The sequence below is a fragment of the Streptomyces sp. CA-106110 genome, assembly GCF_050936285.1.
GTDB lineage: Bacteria > Actinomycetota > Actinomycetes > Streptomycetales > Streptomycetaceae > Streptomyces.
Genome location: NZ_JBNJNB010000001.1, coordinates 1,558,377 through 1,576,335 on the forward strand (window position 1 = coordinate 1,558,377; position 17,959 = coordinate 1,576,335).

Annotated in this window: 14 protein-coding genes; 3 read left to right on the top strand and 11 right to left on the bottom strand. The window is 71.9% G+C overall.

The window, feature by feature from the left end; genetic code table 11:
* Positions 1–105: 105 nt before the first annotated feature.
* From ACQEXA_RS07285 to ACQEXA_RS07295, 3 genes are all read right to left on the bottom strand, one after another.
* A complete protein-coding gene (locus tag ACQEXA_RS07285) occupies positions 106–1,239 on the bottom strand; it encodes a glycosyltransferase family 4 protein (RefSeq protein WP_432936012.1) in 1,134 nt (377 codons plus the stop codon).
* The gene (locus tag ACQEXA_RS07290; protein WP_432936010.1) at positions 1,236–4,130 is read right to left on the bottom strand and encodes a bifunctional glycosyltransferase/CDP-glycerol:glycerophosphate glycerophosphotransferase; all 2,895 of its coding nucleotides are present in this window, start codon (positions 4,128–4,130) and stop codon (positions 1,236–1,238) included. The genes ACQEXA_RS07285 and ACQEXA_RS07290 overlap by 4 nt, the downstream gene beginning before the upstream one ends.
* 357 nt (positions 4,131–4,487) lie before the next feature.
* A complete protein-coding gene (locus tag ACQEXA_RS07295) occupies positions 4,488–4,745 on the bottom strand; it encodes a hypothetical protein (RefSeq protein ID WP_432936008.1) in 258 nt (85 codons plus the stop codon).
* Positions 4,746–5,182: 437 nt separating this feature from the next.
* On the opposite strand from ACQEXA_RS07295, the gene ACQEXA_RS07300 reads away from it, so the two are divergent.
* Positions 5,183–7,216, top strand: a complete 2,034-nt coding sequence (locus tag ACQEXA_RS07300; RefSeq protein ID WP_433129118.1) for a glycosyltransferase family 39 protein — start codon at positions 5,183–5,185, stop codon at positions 7,214–7,216.
* Positions 7,217–7,222: 6 nt separating this feature from the next.
* Here ACQEXA_RS07300 and ACQEXA_RS07305 read toward each other — a convergent pair whose 3' ends face one another.
* The 4 genes from ACQEXA_RS07305 to ACQEXA_RS07320 form a co-directional block, all read right to left on the bottom strand.
* A complete protein-coding gene (locus tag ACQEXA_RS07305; protein ID WP_432936004.1) occupies positions 7,223–8,032 on the bottom strand; it encodes an SDR family NAD(P)-dependent oxidoreductase in 810 nt (269 codons plus the stop codon).
* A 72-nt stretch (positions 8,033–8,104) separates the two neighbouring features.
* Entirely contained in the window at positions 8,105–9,361 is a 1,257-nt protein-coding gene (locus tag ACQEXA_RS07310) for a hypothetical protein (protein ID WP_432939847.1), read from the bottom strand.
* Positions 9,362–9,547: 186 nt separating this feature from the next.
* A complete protein-coding gene (locus ACQEXA_RS07315) occupies positions 9,548–10,273 on the bottom strand; it encodes a DUF4232 domain-containing protein (RefSeq protein ID WP_432936002.1) in 726 nt (241 codons plus the stop codon).
* 152 nt (positions 10,274–10,425) lie between these two features.
* Positions 10,426–11,811, bottom strand: coding sequence for a serine/threonine-protein kinase (locus ACQEXA_RS07320; RefSeq protein ID WP_433129120.1), 1,386 nt, complete (start codon positions 11,809–11,811; stop codon positions 10,426–10,428).
* Between the two features lie 46 nt (positions 11,812–11,857).
* Here ACQEXA_RS07320 and ACQEXA_RS07325 point away from each other — a divergent pair, with 46 nt between their 5' ends.
* Positions 11,858–12,409: an RNA polymerase sigma factor gene (locus ACQEXA_RS07325; RefSeq protein ID WP_359404584.1), complete on the top strand. Its 552-nt coding sequence runs from the start codon at positions 11,858–11,860 to the stop codon at positions 12,407–12,409.
* Between the two features lie 82 nt (positions 12,410–12,491).
* Here the strand turns inward: ACQEXA_RS07325 and ACQEXA_RS07330 are convergent, their stop codons facing one another.
* The 3 genes from ACQEXA_RS07330 to ACQEXA_RS07340 all read right to left on the bottom strand — a co-directional run bounded on the left by ACQEXA_RS07330 (position 12,492) and on the right by ACQEXA_RS07340 (position 15,385).
* A complete protein-coding gene (locus ACQEXA_RS07330; protein ID WP_432935995.1) occupies positions 12,492–13,460 on the bottom strand; it encodes an aldo/keto reductase in 969 nt (322 codons plus the stop codon).
* 207 nt (positions 13,461–13,667) lie between these two features.
* Positions 13,668–14,297 (bottom strand): MBL fold metallo-hydrolase, encoded by a 630-nt coding sequence (locus ACQEXA_RS07335; RefSeq protein WP_432935993.1) that lies wholly within the window; start codon positions 14,295–14,297, stop codon positions 13,668–13,670.
* Positions 14,297–15,385: an S-(hydroxymethyl)mycothiol dehydrogenase gene (locus tag ACQEXA_RS07340; RefSeq protein WP_432935991.1), complete on the bottom strand. Its 1,089-nt coding sequence runs from the start codon at positions 15,383–15,385 to the stop codon at positions 14,297–14,299. Before ACQEXA_RS07340 ends, ACQEXA_RS07335 begins: the two co-directional genes overlap by 1 nt.
* A gap of 222 nt (positions 15,386–15,607) precedes the next feature.
* On the opposite strand from ACQEXA_RS07340, the gene ACQEXA_RS07345 reads away from it, so the two are divergent.
* Entirely contained in the window at positions 15,608–17,374 is a 1,767-nt protein-coding gene (locus ACQEXA_RS07345) for an ABC transporter ATP-binding protein (RefSeq protein ID WP_433129123.1), read from the top strand.
* Between the two features lie 10 nt (positions 17,375–17,384).
* On the opposite strand, the gene ACQEXA_RS07350 is transcribed toward ACQEXA_RS07345, so the two are convergent.
* Positions 17,385–17,909, bottom strand: a complete 525-nt coding sequence (locus tag ACQEXA_RS07350) for a MarR family winged helix-turn-helix transcriptional regulator (RefSeq protein WP_359404569.1) — start codon at positions 17,907–17,909, stop codon at positions 17,385–17,387.
* Positions 17,910–17,959 lie beyond the last annotated feature (50 nt).

A 17,959-nucleotide genomic window follows, 5' to 3' on the forward strand; every position in this document is an offset into this window, starting at 1 on the left:
TGATGCATCCGTACGACGGCTGAGGCATTCGCAGGCGGGCGAGCGCCCCGTCCCACCTCGGCCCCGCACGACCGCGCGCCCCGGTTCGCACCGGGGCGCCCTCCCTCAGCGCTCCAGGAAGTCGAAGAGCTCCTCCCACCGACGGCTGATCACATCGGGGGCGAAGCGCTGCACGTTCTGGCGCGCCTTCTCCCCCATCGTGTCGCGGAGGTTCTCGTCGGCCATCAACCGCACCAGTTGCCGGGCGAGTTCGGAGATGTTGCCGTGCCGGGCCAGCAGACCGTCCTCGCCGTCCCTGACGATCTCGCGCACCCCGGGTGAACAGTCGAACGCGGCGCACGGCACGCCGCAGGCCATCGCCTCGAGGAGGACGAGCGGAAAGCCCTCGCCCCGGGAGGACTGCACGAACACCGACGACCGGCCGAGCGCCCCGGTCACGTCGTCCGTCTGTCCCGCCCACTCGACCGAGTCGTCCAGACCGAGCCCGGTGCACTGTTGCCGGAGCGCGTCCTCGAACTCGCCGGCACCGTAGATCCGCAGGATCCACCCGGGCTGCCGCGGCGCGGCCTCGGCCCAGACGTCCAGCAGCAGGTCGACACCCTTCGCGTGGCTCAGCCGCCCGATGCTGGCCACCACCTTCTCTGTGCGCGGCGAGGAAGCGCCGGGCATCAGCGGCAGCGGGTTCGGCATGAACCCGACGTTGTTGAGGCCTTCCCGCACCCAGCGGTCCGCGTCCTCCTGGGTGAGGACCAGCAGCCTGTCCACGCCCTCGTAGTACTTCTTCACCCGCTCGAAGCGCGAGGAGCGGCGGGAGGCGTCGAAGGACTCATGGCTCATGCCGATGACCGGTAGCCCGGCGGTGTCCGCCAGCGCCACCCACTCCATCGCCCAGACCTGGGTCACGATGACCACGGCGCCGGGCCGTGCGGCGCGGAAGATGCCGGTCAGGCGTTCGGCCGCGGCCCGCATTCCCGCCTCCCGGCGGCGTACCGCGGGATCCAGCCGGCCCAGCCGGACCCGCGGCCTGCGCCGGCCCGGTGGCCGCCGGTCGTACAGGGTCACCGTCTCGAACGGCGGATCCTCGCCGAGGTCCATCGGCACCTCGGGCGGGGAGATGCCGATGATCCGCACCCGGTGGCCGCGCTCCGCGAACAGCCGGGCCATCTGGGCCTGCCAGCGGCCCACGCCACCGAGCTCGTTGACCTCGTTGGCGACGAAGTAGATCTCACGCTGCGTCATCGGGTCTCTCCCGCAGGGCCGAAGAAACGGTCCACGATGCGAGCCGCCGCGTCCCCGCGGTCGTACTCGCCGTACTTGTCCACGAACTCCTTGAGCTGCGCCTCGTACTGGGTGCCCACGGCCGGCAGGTCGGACACCGCGGCGAACAGTTCGTCCTCGGTGCGGGCCACCGGTCCCGGGGCCTCCGTCAGCAGGTCGAAGTACGTGCCGCGCATGTCCTCGGCGTACTCCTCCCAGTCGTAGGCGTAGAAGACGAGTGGGCGGCGCAGCAGCGCATAGTCGAACATCACGGACGAGTAGTCGGTGATCAGAGCGTCGGCGAGCAGCAGGAGCGGGGTGATGTCGGGTTCACCGGTCACGTCCACGACCCGGCCCGCCACCGACGGCGGCAGGGCGACCCGGTTCAGGTAGTGGGAGCGGACCAGGAGGGTGCACTGGTCCCCGAAGCGGTCGGCGAAACGTTCCACGTCGAAGGGGAACTCGAAGGCCCGTACGGCGCCGTCGGCACGGGCACGGAACGTGGGCGCGTACAGCACCACGCGGTGTCCCGGCTGGATGCCGAGTCTCTCGGCGAGCCGGCGCAGGTCCGGGTCGGGCGCCTGCGGGTCGCGGGCCGCCCGGACGAGGGCGTCGTTGCGGGGGTAGCCCAAGCGCAGCAGCTTCCCCTCGGGGATGCGGTAGGCCCGGGCCAGGGTGCGGACGTCGTGCTCGCTGCGGACCAGGAAGTGGTCGAAGCGGTCCAGCGCCGCCTGGTAGGCGCGCTGCTCCTGCTCCGGCATCACCCGGTAGCCGGGCTCGTCGAAGCCCATCTTCTTCAGGGCCGAACCGTGCCAGGTCTGGATGTAGGTGGTCTCCGGGCGTTTGGACAGCCGCAGCGGGAACCCCTGGTTGTCGATCCAGAACTCGGCCTGGGCCAGGGCCCTCAGGTAACGCCAGGACCAGCGGCGGACGAGTTCGGCGTCGGCCGGGAAGCCCTCGGGCCGCTTGCCCGCGTAGGACCAGATGGCGGTGACCGGGGCACGGCGGCGGCGCAGTTCCTCGTAGACGGCCCTCGGGCTGTCGCTGTACTGCCGGCCGAGGTGGCTCTCGAAGACGACCGTGCCCCTGCGGACCGGAAGGAGGCGCAGCATGTGGTGGTATCCCTGGATCTTGCGCGGGCCGGAGACCAGCTCTCTTCTGACGGCCCGGGCGGTGCGGTAGGCACCCTTGACGGTCTTGGCCGCGGAGCCGTGCAGATTGCGGTCCACGACGGCGCGCCCGCGGCGGGCCGGCGTGCCGTGCTGGGTCAGGCGGAAGGCCAGATGCCCCTTGGCCGAGGCCTGGGGTTCGAGCCGGTCGGCCACGAGCCGGCTGAGCCTGGGTTGCACGGGCACCGACGCGGAGTTCTCCAGGTCGACGCGCCCGGCCGTGATGCGGGTGGTGGTGCGCTTGCCGTCCGCCGTCAGGTGCAGCCGGATGTCCCAGACCTCGTCGACGACGCCGAGCGGGCGGAAGCGGGCGGACAGCGGGATCACGGCCCGCCAGGTGATGGTGTCGCCCGCGTGACGGACCGTCCGCACCGGGAACCGGAAGGTCTGCAGACTACGGCGGCGGGCCCGGAACTCCAGCTCGGCGGCGAGTCGGGCGTCCGGCGCGACGGTCCCCAGCGGATTGACCACCGCGCCCTCGAGCACCACCAGGTCCCCGCGTACGGCGTATCCGGTGAGCAGGTTGCGCAGGAACATCCGCTCCAGCAGTGTGCCGTGGTGGCCGAGACCGGTGACGTCCATGATCTCGCGTGCCTTGGGGTCGTCCAGGTACTGGTGGCACCAGTAGACGCGGCCGTCGCGCTCGGCGAGCGGCGCCGAGATCTTGTCCCGGTTGATCAGTGTGTCGATCGCGGGCATCAGGTTGTCCCAGTCCTCCCGCAGCAGCAGGTAGGCACAGATGGCGTGCACGCGGTCCAGCTGGGCGTACGCCGCCTCGGGGAAGTCCTGGATGTAGCCGCGGGCCAGTTCCGCGAAGCGGTGCCGGTAGCCGTCGTCGAGGAACGGCAGTTCGCGCAGATACAGCACGAGGTCGTGCTTGAGGAACTTGATGGCCTTCTGCAGCTTGAGTCCGTCGAGGGCCCGGCGGTCCAGCACGGCGTCGATACGGCGGTGGATCTCCAGCCGGTCCGTGAAGTTGTTGATCTCGTGGCGCCGGTTGCTGATCGACTTGGCCGTGGTCTTCTCCGCCACGTGCCAGTAGTAGACCGTGTTGGGGATGAGGGTGATCCGGCCCGCCGCGAGATAGGCCTGCGCCGAGAAGAGCAGGTCCTCGTAGTGGATGCCCCGCGGGAAGCTGAGCTCGTTCTCGAGGAGGAACGCGCGCCGGTAGCACTTGTTGGTCGACAGGGTGTCGAAGACGAAGAGGTCGGGCAGCTCCGCGATCGACTCGACGGTGCGCGTGGACTGGTACAGCCAGGGGTACCAGGGGATCCGCTTGTCGTGCCGGCTGTCGGTGTGCACCCGGACGCACAGTCCCGAGACCAGGTCCGCACCGGTGCGGTCGGCCGCTTCCAGCATGTTGCGGCAGGCGTTGCGCTCGAGGGTGTCGTCGCTGTCCAGGAACATCACATAGCGGCCGCGGGCCACAGCCATGCCCTGGTTGCGCGGCTCCCCGCAACCGCCGCTGTTCCGCTCCAGCCGGATCGCCCGCACCCGGCCGGGGTGGTCCGCGGCGAGCTGTCGCGCGACCGTGTGGGAGTCGTCCGTCGAACAGTCGTCGGCGATGATCACTTCCACGTTGCGCAGCGTCTGGTCGAGCACGGAACGTACGGCCACCGGGAGCCGCCGTGCATCGTTGTAGACGATGACGACGACGCTGATGTCCGGTTCCGGCCCGTCTGATCCGGGATTGTCGATCGACACGGCCACCTCTCGTCTCGGGTTGCGGCTCTCTCCGGACGACTGACCCGTCACCGCCACGGCTCGGTGGCGTCCGCGAGGGCATCCCGCGGACAGGGGTGCATCCGGCGTTCGGCTCTGGAACTGGACCCTACATCTTGTAGGGTTTCGCGTGCGTGTCCGGCCTCGGCGAGGGGACTCCCCTCGGCCCTTCCACGCTACGTGAGGGACCCGGCGGGGGCCGTGGGCGCAGAGCGCTCCCGGACGATGGCCCGACGCGTGGCGGACCCGGTGCTCGCTCGGCGGTGCCCATGCCCGCCGAGGTCCCGCCACGGCGCCGGTGCGACGTGGCCGACTGCGGGGTCGACGGTGCGCGGAGCATCAGCGGCCCGGGGGGTCCGGGGTCAACTGTGTCCTCGCCACCCTCGCGCGCTGATCCGCGTCGGCCGCCTCAGGGGCCACCCGGGCCCGGTGGGCACGGCGGACCCACACGTCCAGGGTGTCCACCGCGGGCGAACCCGGCCCGTCCAGGCCGAGCACCGCGCGCTCCTGCCGCGTGAAGGCCGGGGCCTTGTCCAGCGGCGGGCCGACGAGGATCGCGGCGGCGCGGGCGGTGGTCTGTCCGGTGGGGTGGGTCATCGCACGGTCCAGTGGGGAGGGGTTCAGCATTCTCTTCCCTGTGCCCCGCCCACGTACCTTACGCACGGCTGACCGGACTAAATCCTTCACCTGTTCGGGGGCGAAGACACGCCGACGAGCGGCTTCGTCCCTTGGGACGCTCCGGACGACGGTGAGCATGTTCTTACCAAGGTCCTGAACAAATCGGACAACGGGAAGCGAGCACGACTCCTCTTCGTGGGCGACGGAGCGGCGACGGGATCCCCGGGACCGGACCGACACGACGGTGCAGAATCCGCGGGAGTCCTGGAAGGCCCACGATGCTCAGCCCTCATGCGCAACCGACTGCGGCGACCGGCGGGGAGCCGGGCACGGACGTGGCGACCTCGACCGGCACGGGCCACCCCGACGACGGAGGGCGGCCACACCGTGGGCCACGGCCGCGATACGAACTCCCGGTGCTGCTCTGCATCGCGGCGCTCGCGGCCGTCCTCTACACCTGGGGCATCGGCCACAGCCTCTACCACACGTTCTACGCCTCCGCCGTGCGCAGCATGACCGACAACCCGGTCGCGTTCTTCTTCGGTTCGTTCGACCCGGGCAACTCCATCACCCTCGACAAGCTGCCCGGCTTCCTGTGGCCCCAGGCCCTGTCGGCCATGGTCCTCGGCTTCCACCCCTGGGCGCTGGTGCTGCCACAGGCCGTGGAGGGCGTGGCGTGTGTGCTCCTCCTCCATCTGCTGGTACGCCGCTGGGCCGGTGTCGTGGCGGGACTGCTGGCCGCCGCGTTCCTGGCGCTCACCCCGGTGACCGTGGGCCTCGGCCGATCGGTCGTGGAGGACGCACCGTTCGTCCTGCTGCTGCTCCTGGCCGCCGAGGCCACCTGGCGGGCCGTCGAACGCGGCCGGTTGCGCACACTGCTGCTCGCCGCTGTCTGGGTCGGAGTGGCCTTCCAGTGCAAGATGCTGGAGGCCTGGGCGGTGCTGCCCGCGCTGGCCGTGGCCTATCTGGTCGCCGCGCCCACGACACTGCGCCGCAGAATCGGTCATGTCGCCGTGGCCGGGGCGGTCGCCGTGGCGGTGTCGGCATCCTGGGTGGCCGTAGCGACGGTCGTCCCCGCACAGTCCCGCCCCTACATCGACGGCACCACGGACAACTCGGCCTTCAGCATGGTCGTCGGCTACAACTTCCTGACCCGGTTCACCACGCTCGGCGTCGACGCCGGCGCCACCGGCAGTGTCGTCACCGGCCAGACCTCGCACCGGGGCGGCGGTCCGGTCCACGCAACCGGCAGGGGCGCGGGCGGCGGCACCGGTCACGGCACCCGCATCAGCGACCGGCCCGGTCATGGCACCCGCGCGGGCGGGGCCGGCACGACCGGCCACACCGCACGGCCCACCGGCTGGAAGGGCCCCGCCATGGGCAACAGCGAGTTGAAGATGTTCAGTCCGGGCCTCGCCACGCAGACGGGGTGGCTGTACCCGCTGGCCGGATGCTCCCTGGTCTGGGGCCTCGTCGTCGCCCGGCGCCGCCGCGCCGCCCGCACCGACCCGGCCCTCGCCGGGTATCTGCTGTGGGGCGTGTGGCTGGCCACCTTCTTCGCCACCTTCAGTTTCGGCAGCGTCACCGGTCACACGTACTACATGGGGGTCGTCGCCGTGGCCCTGGCGGCGCTGAGCGGTGCCGGTCTGGCCAGGGCGTGGGCGGCGTGCCGGACCGGTGACCACCGTGCCTGGGTGCTGTCGGCGGTGACCGCCGTGAACGTCGTCTGGTGCGCCGCTCTGACTCTCTGCTACCCGCACTTCCACGGCTGGCTCGCTCCCGCTGCCGTCGGACTGTGCGTCCTCTCCCTGGCGCTCGTCGAGGCCGGCCGCAGGCCGGGGGCGGCCCGCCCGCGGATCCTCGTGGCCGGGCTTGCGGCCGGACTCGCCTCGCTCCTGGTGATACCGGGAGCCTGGTCGGCCTCTGCTCTGTCGACGCGCTACAACCAGCCCGGCGGCATGGGCCGGGTGGGCCCCGGCGTCCACCCGGCCCGCACCGATCCGTCCCTGCTCACGCCCGGGGACCGGCGTCTCCTGTCGTATCTCACCGCCCACCGGGATGGGGCGAAGTACCTCGTGGCGCTCCCCCGCTGGCCGGACGCCGCGCCCTATATCCTCCAGGCCAACGCGTCCGTGCTTCCCGTGGGCGGCTTCACCGGACGGGTCCCTGACCCCACTCCCGCCCAGCTGCGCCGGCTGGTCGGCTCGGGCGAACTGCACTACGTCGCTCTGCAGGGCTCTCGCAGGCCCGCACAGGACAGCAGGGCCGCGCCGCACGGCGGGGCCGGGACGTACGGGGCGAGCCGGCGGCGGGCGGGAACCGCTTCGGCGGGGAACGCCGCGATCACCCACTGGGTCACCGGCCACTGCACGGCCGTGCCGCCGACCGCCTACGACGGCGGCGCCGACGGGCTCCTGCTGTACCGGTGCGACGCACGGTCCGCCCGCTGAATCGTCCTACGCCGGGTCCGGGGACTCGCCGGGGTGCCGCAATGCCTGCCGGAACCCGGTGTTCACCGCGAGCAGGCCGCCGTCGACGCACAGCGCGGTCCCCGTGATCCAGGCGGCGTCCCGGGAGGCGAGGAACGCGACCGCGGCCGCGATGTCCTCCGGCTCGCCGACCCGGCCCAGTGGGTACAGCTCGGCGACCGCGCCGAGTTCCGCGTCGCGGCCCTCCCAGGCGGTGGTGCGGACCGTGCCGGGCGCCACGAGGTTGACGCGGACCCCGCGCGGTGCCGCGTGCCCGGCGAGGGTCCGGGTCAGCGACATCAGACCCGCCTTCGCCGCGCTGTAGGCGTGGTTGCCGAAGTCCTGGATGCCGTTGACCGAGCCGATGCTGACGATGGCGCCGCGCCCCGAGTCCACGAGGTACGGAAGGGCCGCCCGGCTGCAGCGGTAGGCCCCCGTCAGGGTGAGGTCGAGGTCGCGCGCCCACACCGCGTCCGGCTCGTCCTCGAAGAGCGGGACGTCAGGGGTGCAGCCGTACGCGTTGTTGACCAGCACATCGAGCCCACCGAACGCCACCGCGGCGCGCTCGACGGCCTCCTCCACCGAGGCGCGGTCCGCGACGTCGCACGGGAACGCCTCGGCCCGCCCGCCCGACTCGCGCACCGCGCCCGCGGTTGTCTCCGCAGCCGAAATGTCCACGTCGGTGACCAGCACGCGGGCACCCTCCGCCGCGAACCGCCGGGCGGTCGCGGCGCCGATGCCCCGCGCCGCACCGGTGATCAGCACGCCGTACCCCTCGAACCGCCGCATGTGATCCATGCGCCGACGCTACTAGCCCGGTTGGCCCAAGGGCACCGGTCGGTGCCGTCGAGACGATCGGCCGAGGGGCCGTCAGCCGGCGCTCGCCGTGGCCGTAGGGGACGCGGGGACGCCGAGGAACTCCTCCCAGCCGCCGAGCGGCGCCTGTCCGGGGGCCAGGGTGCGCAGCTTCCTGACGACCGCGGGGTCCTGCGCCTCCAGCCACTCCACCAGTTGCCGGAAGGACACCATGCGCACGTCGTCGTACGCCGCGATCCGCTCGATCGTCTCCTCGACGGCGTCCATGTAGATGCCCCCGTTCCAGCGTTCGAAGTGGTTGCCGATGAAGAAGGGGGCGCGGTTGGTCTCGTAGGCCCGCTGGAAACCGGCCAGATAGGTGTCCCGGGCCTGGACCCGCCACGCGTCGTACTGGGACCGGTCGCCCAGGGGATTGCCGCCGGACTGATTGAACATCATGTTGTAGTCCATCGACAGGACCTGGAAGGAGTGGCCGGAGAACGGTATGGACTGCAGGGGAAAGTCCCAGATCCGGCCGTCCTGCACCTTCCCCGGCCAGATCTGCAGGCCGCCGGGCGAGCTGGCGTCGTACTTCCATCCGAGCGCCGCCGCGGTGGGCAGCAGATTGGCCTGGCCCTCCAGGCAGGGGGTGCGCCCGCCGATCAGCTCCTTGCGGTAGTCGAAGGGCAGCGGGTCGAGGTCGGTGAAGCCGGTGTTGGTCTTCCACTCGGTGACGAACCGCACGGCCTGGTCGATCTCGCTCCGCCACTCGGCGGACGACCAGTTGCGTACTCCGTCGGCGCCGCAGAAGTGGCCGTTGAAGTGGGTGCCGATCTCGTGTCCCTCCAGCCAGGCGGCGCGCACCTGCTGGAGTGTGGCGTGGATGTGCCGGTCGGAGAGGTAGCCGATCGCGGAGGCGCCGACCGCGTGCTGCGGCGGGTTGTAGAGGTCCTTCTTGGACTCCGGCAGGGTGTAGATGCCGCTGAGGAAGAAGGTCATCGACGCGCCGTGGTCGGACGCGACCTTGCGGAAGCGGGAGAAGAGCTGGTTGCTGAGTTCGCCGGCGCCGTCCCAGGAGAACACGACGAACTGCGGGGGGCGCTGACCGGGCTTCAGCCGCTCCGCCGTGGGCTGGTGCGGCTGGGCACCGGTGTCCGCGGTGGAGCCGTCGCCGATGAGCTTCACGGGCGGGGGCTGGACGGTGTCCTTGCCGTCGCCCGAGGGGCTGTCGCCGCCCACGGACCAGCCGCCGGGCGCACAGGCGGACAGTGCGCCCAGGGCGCCCGCCGTCGCGCTCGCGGTCAGCAGGCGCCTGCGTGAGATGCCGTTCATGGTCGTCCCCGTTTCCTCGTCGTACGGCTCCATGCGGAGCCCTTCCGATGTGGCCGACGAGTTCGATGGGCCGGGGCGTCGGAAAGATCGCCGTGCCGGGGACGTGTTGCCGTGCTGTGACAACCGCGGCGGTTCCATGACGAACCCCGCTGCCGGCGAGCGGACAGCGGGGTTCGGGGGGGTGGGTCAGACGCCGGTGCCCGGGCTGAAGACCGTCAGGAACACGGAGGAGGAGTTACCGGAGACGGGGATCGCGCCACCGGACCACTTCACCTTCAGCGCGTCCTTCTCGTCCGGGGGTGTGACGAGGATCGCCGCGGGCGTGGCCTTGTTCGCCTCACTGATGTCGGGGTTGGAGAAGGAGAGGCCGGCCCAGGCGCTCTTGCCCGGCGCGAGCGAGATCTTCGTGGGGCTGCCCGAGGTGCGCTTGGGGTCCGGTCCCAGCTGCTTGCCGGAGGCGTCCACGAAGGCGGCGCCCGGGTAGCCGTCGATCGTGCAGGTGCGCCCCGAGCTGTTGGTCAGTACGAGGGGGAAGTTCTCCTGCCCGGCGCCCGGATTGTTGGCGCCGACGGACGCGCGCAGTTCGGTGGTGTGGCAGCGCGTGCTCGTGGTGCCGCCCCCGGAGGCCGCGTCGGAGGACTTCGTGCCGCTCTTCGATGCGGAGGGGGTGGAGGAAGTGCTGCTGCCCGTGGTCGTCGCGGACCCGTCGGGGCTCGTGTTGTCGCCGGAGGCGGGCTGGGCCGTCCCGGGCAGCTTCTGCGGGGCAGCGACCGTGCCGTGGTGCTCACCGCAGGCGGTCAGCAGGCCGAGGGCGGCGACCGCGGTCAACCCGGCCGCCACGCGTCGTGCCGTCAGGCGGGGGGCCGTGCCGCCGAGGTCCGGGCCCGCTGTGCCGCGCCGGAAGGTCACCATGTCTGTTGCTCCTTGAGACTCACCGCTTGTGGGGGGCGGTGCGTGAGGACGGTGCCGTGTGCCCCGTCCTCCCTGTCCGATGCACGCTGGCGCGGGAAAGTTCGCGTGCGGCCCCGGGGCACGGAACGGACCGGCGGCCTCGGCACTCCCGGTCAGCCGGTGACGCGCACCGAGTCCAGGATCCGGTCGGTCTCGTCGCTGCCGCCGTCCTGGCGCAGCTGTACGTAGACCTGCGTCCGGCCGGCGCCGTGCACCGGGCCGAGAACGGCCTCCGTGACGGTGCCCTTGCCGCCGTGGCAGGCGTCCCAGGTTCGTATGCTGCCCTGCCAGACCGCGCCATGGTAATCCCGGCTGCCCGCGTAGTGGCAGCTCGTGTGCCGGAGCTCACGGACCTTGGCGGCGAGGTCCCCGTGCACGCTCAGACCGATGAACGCGCCGTTCACAGCGGTGGCGAGGTCGGACCAGTGAGACAGGTCGTCGGCGACGGCGAGAGCGGGTTCCTGCCCGGTGGGCAGGCCCACCGACTTCGGGTCCCAGCCCGCGTCGCGCAGCTGGCGGTCCCAGGCCGCCGGGACGACCGCGTGGACGCGCCCGGTGGAATCCTCGACCTTCGCGTCCGCGGCCGGGGCCTGTCGCAGCAGCAGGGTCGTCGTGACCGCCGCGGCGGCGGCGACGGCCAAGGCCGCCAGGGTGAGGTACAGGGTCCCCCGATGGCGCCTCGGCCGCTGGGCCGCCTGTGCCGGGAAGGCGGATCCCGCGAGCCGGTCGAGTACGTCCGCGAAGGCGTCGGCGGTCGGCCAGCGCCGGTCTCGGTCAGGCTCCATGGCCCGCAGCACCGCCCGCTGGACCTCGGGCGGCAGGTCGGGGCGGAGCCGGTCGGGGCGCTGGACCCTGCCGGGCGGGGCGGGGACCGTGCCGGTCAGCAGGTGGTAGGCCAGGGCGCCGAGGCTGTAGACATCGGCGCGCGCGTCGATGCCCGAGCCGGGTTCCGTCTGCTCGGGCGGCGCGTACCCGGCGGATCCGGCCGCCATGGTCAGTCCCGAGGCCTGTGCGAGGCTCTTGGCGAGACCCAGGTCCGCGAGCAGCAGCCGGGTGGAACCGTCGGGCGCGGTGCGCAGCAGGACGTTGGACGGCTTGATGTCCCGGTGCACGATGCCGGCCTCGTGCAGGGCGGCCGCGGCGCGGGCGGCGAGGGCCGTCAGGCGCAGCGCCTCGGCCACCGGGAGCGGACTGTCGGCGATCCGGTCGGCGAGGGTGCCGCCGTCCGCGTACTCCATGACGAAGTAGGGCCTGCCGTCGGGGAGCTCACCGATGTCGTAGACCTGCACGACCCGGGCCGAGTCGGCGCGGCGCAGCAGGCGCGCCTCGGCCAGGAAGCGCTCCCGGACATCGAGCCGGTCGGCCCAGTTCTCGGCGAGCACCTTGACGGCGACCGGTGCTTCGAGGACGTCGTCGAGGGCGAGCCAGACGACGCCGAACGCGCCGCCGCCCAAGCGCCGTTGCAGGCGGTAGCGGTCGATCCGCTCCAGGGAGTGCATGGGACTATCATGCCTGGTCGGTAAACGGTGACGAGGGGAGCTCCCAGTGGGTGACGCTGCGGACACGGAGGAGCTCGCCCGGCGCGCGGCCGCGGGGGACGGAGCGGCTCTGCACGCGCTGCTCCAGCAGATCCAGCCGGAGGTCGTACGGCGCTGCGGACGGTTCCTTCCGTGCCGCGAGGACGCCGAGGAGGCGGCACAGGACGTGCTGCTCCAGGTGGCCCGGAAGATCGGCACGTTCCAGGGCCGCAGCCGCTTCAGTACCTGGCTGTACACGGTGGTCGCCAACTGCGCCCGGCAGAAGTACCGGGAGCTGAAGCGGCGGGCCGCCGAGCAGCCCGCCACCATCGACGCGGCCCAGTACGTGGACCCGCGGACCACCAGCGTGATCGCCGGCTCTCGCGTGGATCTGCTGGAGGCCCTGGAGCGGCTGGAGCGCGAGCACCCGCACCTGGTGGCACCGCTGGTCTACCGGGACATCTGCCAGCTGGAGTACGCGGAGGCCGCCGAGCGTGTGGGTGTCCCGCTGGGCACGCTGAAGTCCCGGCTGCACGAGGCGCGCAAGCAAGTCAGGCCCTGGCTGACCGGCTCCCTGTGAGGGCGCCGGGCCGGATCTCCCGCGCGGGACGGTACGGGTGTCACGTACCGCCCCGCCGTGCGGGCCCCGTCCCGGTGATCCGTCAGTGGCCGCGGATGGGGTGCGGGCGGTACGGCTCCTCGAGTGCCTCGACCTCCTTGTCGGTGAGGTCGAGGTCGAGCGCCGCCACGGCGTCGTCGATGTGGTGCGGCTTGGTGACACCGACGATGGGCGCCGTGACCGTGCTCTGCTGGAGCAGCCAGGCGAGGGCGACCCGTGCGCGGGGGACGCCCCGGGTGGCGGCGACCGCGGCCACCGCCTCGACGACGGCCCGGTCTCCCTCCTGGTAGAGCCCCTTGCCGAACTCGTCGGTGCGGCTGCGCTCGGTGGCCTCGTCCCAGTCCCGAGTCAGGCGCCCGCGGGCCAGCGGGCTCCAGGGCAGGGCGCCGACGCCCTGGTCCGCGCAGAGCGGCAGCATCTCGCGTTCCTCCTCGCGGTAGAGGAGGTTGTAGTGGTTCTGCATCGACACGAACCGCGTCCAGCCGCCGAGCCGGGCCGTGTACTGGGCCTTGGAGAACTGCCAGGCGTACATCGAGCTCGCCCCGATGTAGCGGGCCTTGCCCGCCTTGACCACGTCGTGCAGGGCCTCCATCGTCTCCTCGATCGGAGTGTCCGGGTCCCAGCGGTGGATCTGGTAGAGGTCGACGTAGTCGGTGCCGAGGCGGCGCAGGCTGTGGTCGATCTCCGTCATGATCGCCTTGCGGGACAGGCCGCCGCCGTTGGGTCCGGGCCGCATCCGGCCGTGCACCTTGGTCGCCAGCACGATCTCGTCGCGCTGTGCGTATTCGGCGAGCGCCCGGCCGACGATCTCCTCACTCGTGCCGTCCGAATAGACGTTCGCGGTGTCGAAGAAGGTGATGCCGGCGTCGAGGGCCCGGCGGATGAGGGGCCGGGACGCCTCCTCGTCGAGGCTCCACATGTGATGGCCACGGTCGGGGATGCCGAAACTCATACAGCCTAGGCAGATCCGGGACACCTCGAGACCCGTCGAGCCGAGCTTCACGTACTCCATGCGCGTCCTGCTTTCACTCGGGGCGGGGCAGGGCGCCACGCCACCGGCCGCACGGGCCGGTGGCGTGGCGCCCTGGCCCTGACGACGTGATCCCTGCCCACCTTAGGTGCCCCGAAGCCCCGCCGCCGAGGCCCGGCGGCATCGGCTCGGCGGTACCCGGGGCCCGCCGGACCGCCCGCGTCCCGGACCCTCTGTCGCCCTGTCCGGTCAGTGGCCGCGGGTGATCCACTCGTCGAGTTGGGGCGCCTCGTCGCCGATGGTCGTGGTATCGCCGTGCCCGGTGCGGACCACCGTCTCGGGCGGGAGGCTCAGCAGCCGGTCGCGGATCGACCCGATGATCGCCGGGAAGTCGGAGTACGAGCGCCCGGTGGCGCCCGGGCCGCCCCGGAAGAGGGTGTCCCCGGTGAAGACCGTGCCGAGGCCCGCGTCGTAGAGGCAGACCGCGCCGGGCGCGTGGCCCGGGGTGTGCAGGACGGTCAGATCGGTTCCGGCCGTCTCGATGATCTGGCCGTCGGCCAGCCAGTTGTCGGGCAGCCGCTCGGGATGCGTCATCCGCCACAGCGGAAGGTCGTCGGGGTGGAGCCAGATCGTCGCGCCGGTCCGCTCGGCGAGCGCGGGGGCGGCGTCGATGTGGTCGTTGTGGGCGTGCGTGCACACGATGGCGCGCAGCCGCCGGTCGCCGACGGCCTCGGCGATGGCGTCCGCGTCGTGGGCGGCGTCGATGACGACGGCCTCGTGGTCGTCGCCGACGATCCACACGTTGTTGTCGACCTCCCAGGTGCCGCCGTCGAGGGAGAAGGTGCCGGAGGTGACGAGGTGGTCGATGCGCGCGGTCATCACAGCACCACCACCGAACGCAGCACGTCGCCGTGGTGCATCCGCTCGAAGGCCTTCTCGATCTCGTCGAGGGCGATGGTCTCGGACACGAACTTCTCCAGCGGCAGGCGCCCCTGCAGATGCAGGTCGATGAGCATGGGGAAGTCGCGGGAGGGCAGGCAGTCGCCGTACCAGGAGGACTTCAGGGCACCGCCGCGTCCGAAGACCTCCAGCAACGGGAGTTCCAGCTTCATCTCGGGGGTGGGGACGCCGACGAGGACGACGGTGCCGGCCAGATCACGGGCGTAGAAGGCCTGCGTGTACGTCTCCGGGCGGCCGACCGCCTCGATGACGACATCGGCCCCGAAGCCGTCGGTGAGCCCGCGGACCGCCTCGACGGGATCGGTCTCCCGGGAGTTGACCGTGTGGGTGGCACCCAGTTCCCTGGCGGAGTTGAGCTTGCGGTCGTCGACGTCCACCGCGATGATCTTCGAAGCGCCGGCCAGGTGTGCGGCTGCGATCGCCCCGCAGCCGACGCCGCCGCAGCCGATGACCGCGACCGAGTCGCCCCGGCCGACGTTGCCCGTGTTGACGGCGGCGCCGATGCCCGCCATCACGCCGCAGCCGAGCAGACCCGCCACGGCCGGGGAGGCGGCCGGGTCGACCTTCGTGCACTGTCCGGCCGCGACCAGCGTCTTCTCCGCGAAGGCACCGATGCCGAGGGCCGGGGTGAGCTCCTGGCCGGTGGCGGCAACGGTCATCTTCTGCCGCGCGTTGTGCGTGTCGAAGCAGTACCAGGGCCGGCCACGGCGACAGGCGCGGCACTTCCCGCACACCGCCCGCCAGTTGAGGATCACGAAGTCGCCGGGTGCCACGTCGTCGACGCCCTCGCCGACCGACTCGACGATCCCGGCGGCCTCGTGCCCGAGCAGGAACGGGAAGTCGTCGGTGATGCCGCCCTGCTTGTAGTGCAGGTCGGTGTGGCACACCCCGCAGGCCTGGATGCGCACCACTGCCTCACCGGGCCCCGGATCCGGTACGACGATGGTCTCGACCCGCACCTGCTCGTCCTTGCCAGGGGCGATCACGCCGCGTACTTCCTGCGCCATGGTGCTACTGCCTTCCCGTCGGTGTCGCGGACGCCTCGCGCGCCCGGTGCGGGTCTCGGCGGCCCGCACGCTGATCCTCGCGCGGCGGGCACTGCCCCCGCACGTATCCCGCGCGGCGAATGTGAGATCGGCTGCGGGCCGCACCCTTCCGGAACGCATCCGGGTGACACCCGCGCCCCACGGCGGACGTAGTCTGAACCCCCCTACGCCGCAAGGAAAGCCGTGAGCATCGCAGAGACGGAAGCAGAGCCGCAATCGATGCCGCCCTCGTGGCGGCTGCTCCTCGGATACGTACGGCCGCACCGGTGGGCACTGCTCGCCGGTGCGCTGCTGGCACTGACCACCGGCGCCACCGGGCTGCTCCTGCCGCTGGTGGCCCGGGGGCTGATCGACGACCTGGCGCACGACCGGTCCATCACCGGGGCGCTGCTCGGCATGTCAGGCCTGGTCGTCGCCAACGCGGCGGTGGGCGCGTTGGGTTCCTATGTGCTGCGCCGCACCGCCGAGTCGGTCGTCCTCGGGGCACGGCGCGCCCTGTCGTCGTATCTGCTGAGGCTGCGGATCTCCGCCGTCGACCGCACCGAGCCCGGCGATCTGATGGCCCGGGTCACCTCCGACACGACACTGCTGCGGGAGGTCACCACCGACTCGCTGGTCGGCCTCGGCACCGGCGGGCTGACGCTGGTCGCGACGGTGGTGATGATGGGCCTGGTCGACCCGGTCCTGCTGGGCGTCACACTCGGTGTGATCCTGCTGGCGGGCATGGTGCTCGGAGTGATCGTGCCGCGCATCAACCAGGCGAGCCGCAAGGCGCAGGACGCGGTGGGCGCGATGGGCGCCTCCCTGGAGCGGGTCCTCGGTGCGCTCCGCACGGTCAAGGCCTCGGGTGCGGAGCACCGCGAGGAGGAGGTCGTCCATGCGGCGGCCGAGGAGTCGTGGCGGCAGAGCGTACGAGCCGCCCGGTGGACGGCTGCCGCGGGCAACACGGCGGGGCTCGCGATGCAGATCGCGTTCATCACCGTGCTGGCGGTGGGCGGCGCACGGGTCGCGACCGGCGCCATCAACGTGGGCACTCTGGTCGCTTTCCTGCTCTACGTCTTCTATCTGATGTCCCCGATCCAGCAGGTGGTCGGCGCCGTCACCCAGTACCAGACCGGGGCCGCCGCGCTCGCCCGTATCCACGAGGCGCTGCGGCTGCCCGCCGAACCGCCCGCCGGGGCCTCCCCGTTGCCGTCGCCCGCCGCGCCGCCTGCCGCGCTCGCCTTCGACGATGTGCGCTTCCGGTACGCCGACGACCTGCCGTATGTGCACCACGGCGTGTCCTTCGCCGTACCGGCCCGGGGCATGACCGCGTTCGTCGGCCCCTCGGGCGCGGGCAAGACGACCGTGTTCTCGCTGATCGAGCGGTTCTACGATCCCGAGTCGGGCAGCATCACGATCGACGGCCGGGACATCGCCGAGTGGGACCTGTCCGAACTGCGGTCCGCCATCGGCTACGTGGAGCAGGACGCGCCGGTGCTGTCCGGTTCCCTGCGCGACAATCTGCTCCTCGGCAATCCGCGGGCCGAGGACGACGACGTGCGGCGGGTGCTCGTCACGACGCGGCTCGACGCTCTGGTGGAACGGCTCCCCAAGGGCCTGGACACCCTGGTCGGGCATCGCGGGACCAAGCTCTCCGGCGGTGAGCGCCAGCGGGTGGCGATCGCCCGGGCGTTGCTGCGCCGTCCCCGGCTGCTCCTGCTGGACGAGGCGACCTCACAGCTCGACGCGGTCAACGAGGCGGCGCTGCGGGACACGGTCGCGGAGGTCGCGCAGTCGACCACCGTCCTGGTGGTCGCGCACCGGCTGTCCACGGTGACCACGGCCGACCGGATCGTCGTGATGGACGCGGGCCGTGTCAGCGCGATCGGCACGCACCGCGAACTGGTCACCGCCGACCCGCTCTACGCCGAACTGGCCGCGACGCAGTTCCTGGCGACGGCAGGCTGAAGCGGGGCGGTCAGGACTTCGGGTGTGCGGCCGCGGGGATCTCCTGGGCGGCTTCGTCGTCCGCGGCGTAGGCGAGGAAGTCGTCGACCATGCGGTGGAAGAGGGATGCCAGCCGCCCGAGGTCCTCGGGCGACCAGGCGGCCAGAGCGGCCTGCATGCCGCGGACGCCCGCGGCGCGAATGCGGTCGATGGCGTCCCGGCCCTGGGGGGTCAGTTGGATGCGCTGGGCGCGGCGGTCGTCCGGGTCGGGGACCCGCGAGACATGCCCCGTCCTCTCCAACTGCTGCACCTGGCGGGTCACATGGGACGCCTCGACTCCGAGCCGGTTGGCCAGTTCGCCCGGTCGCAGCGGCTCGGAGTCGGCGATCTGCCTCAGCAGCGCCACCGCCGCACGGTCCAGCGGCACTCCGGCCATGGCCATCAGACGGTCGTGCTGCCGGGCGCGCGTGCTCAGATAGGTGATACGGCTGAGCGCTCGCTCGATCTCGATCACTTCCGCTGAGGCGGCGGCTGAGGGCGGCTGTGCAGTGGGCATACCCGCCAGTCTACCATATAGTTGCCTAACTCAAGTAAATTGCTCCTCCG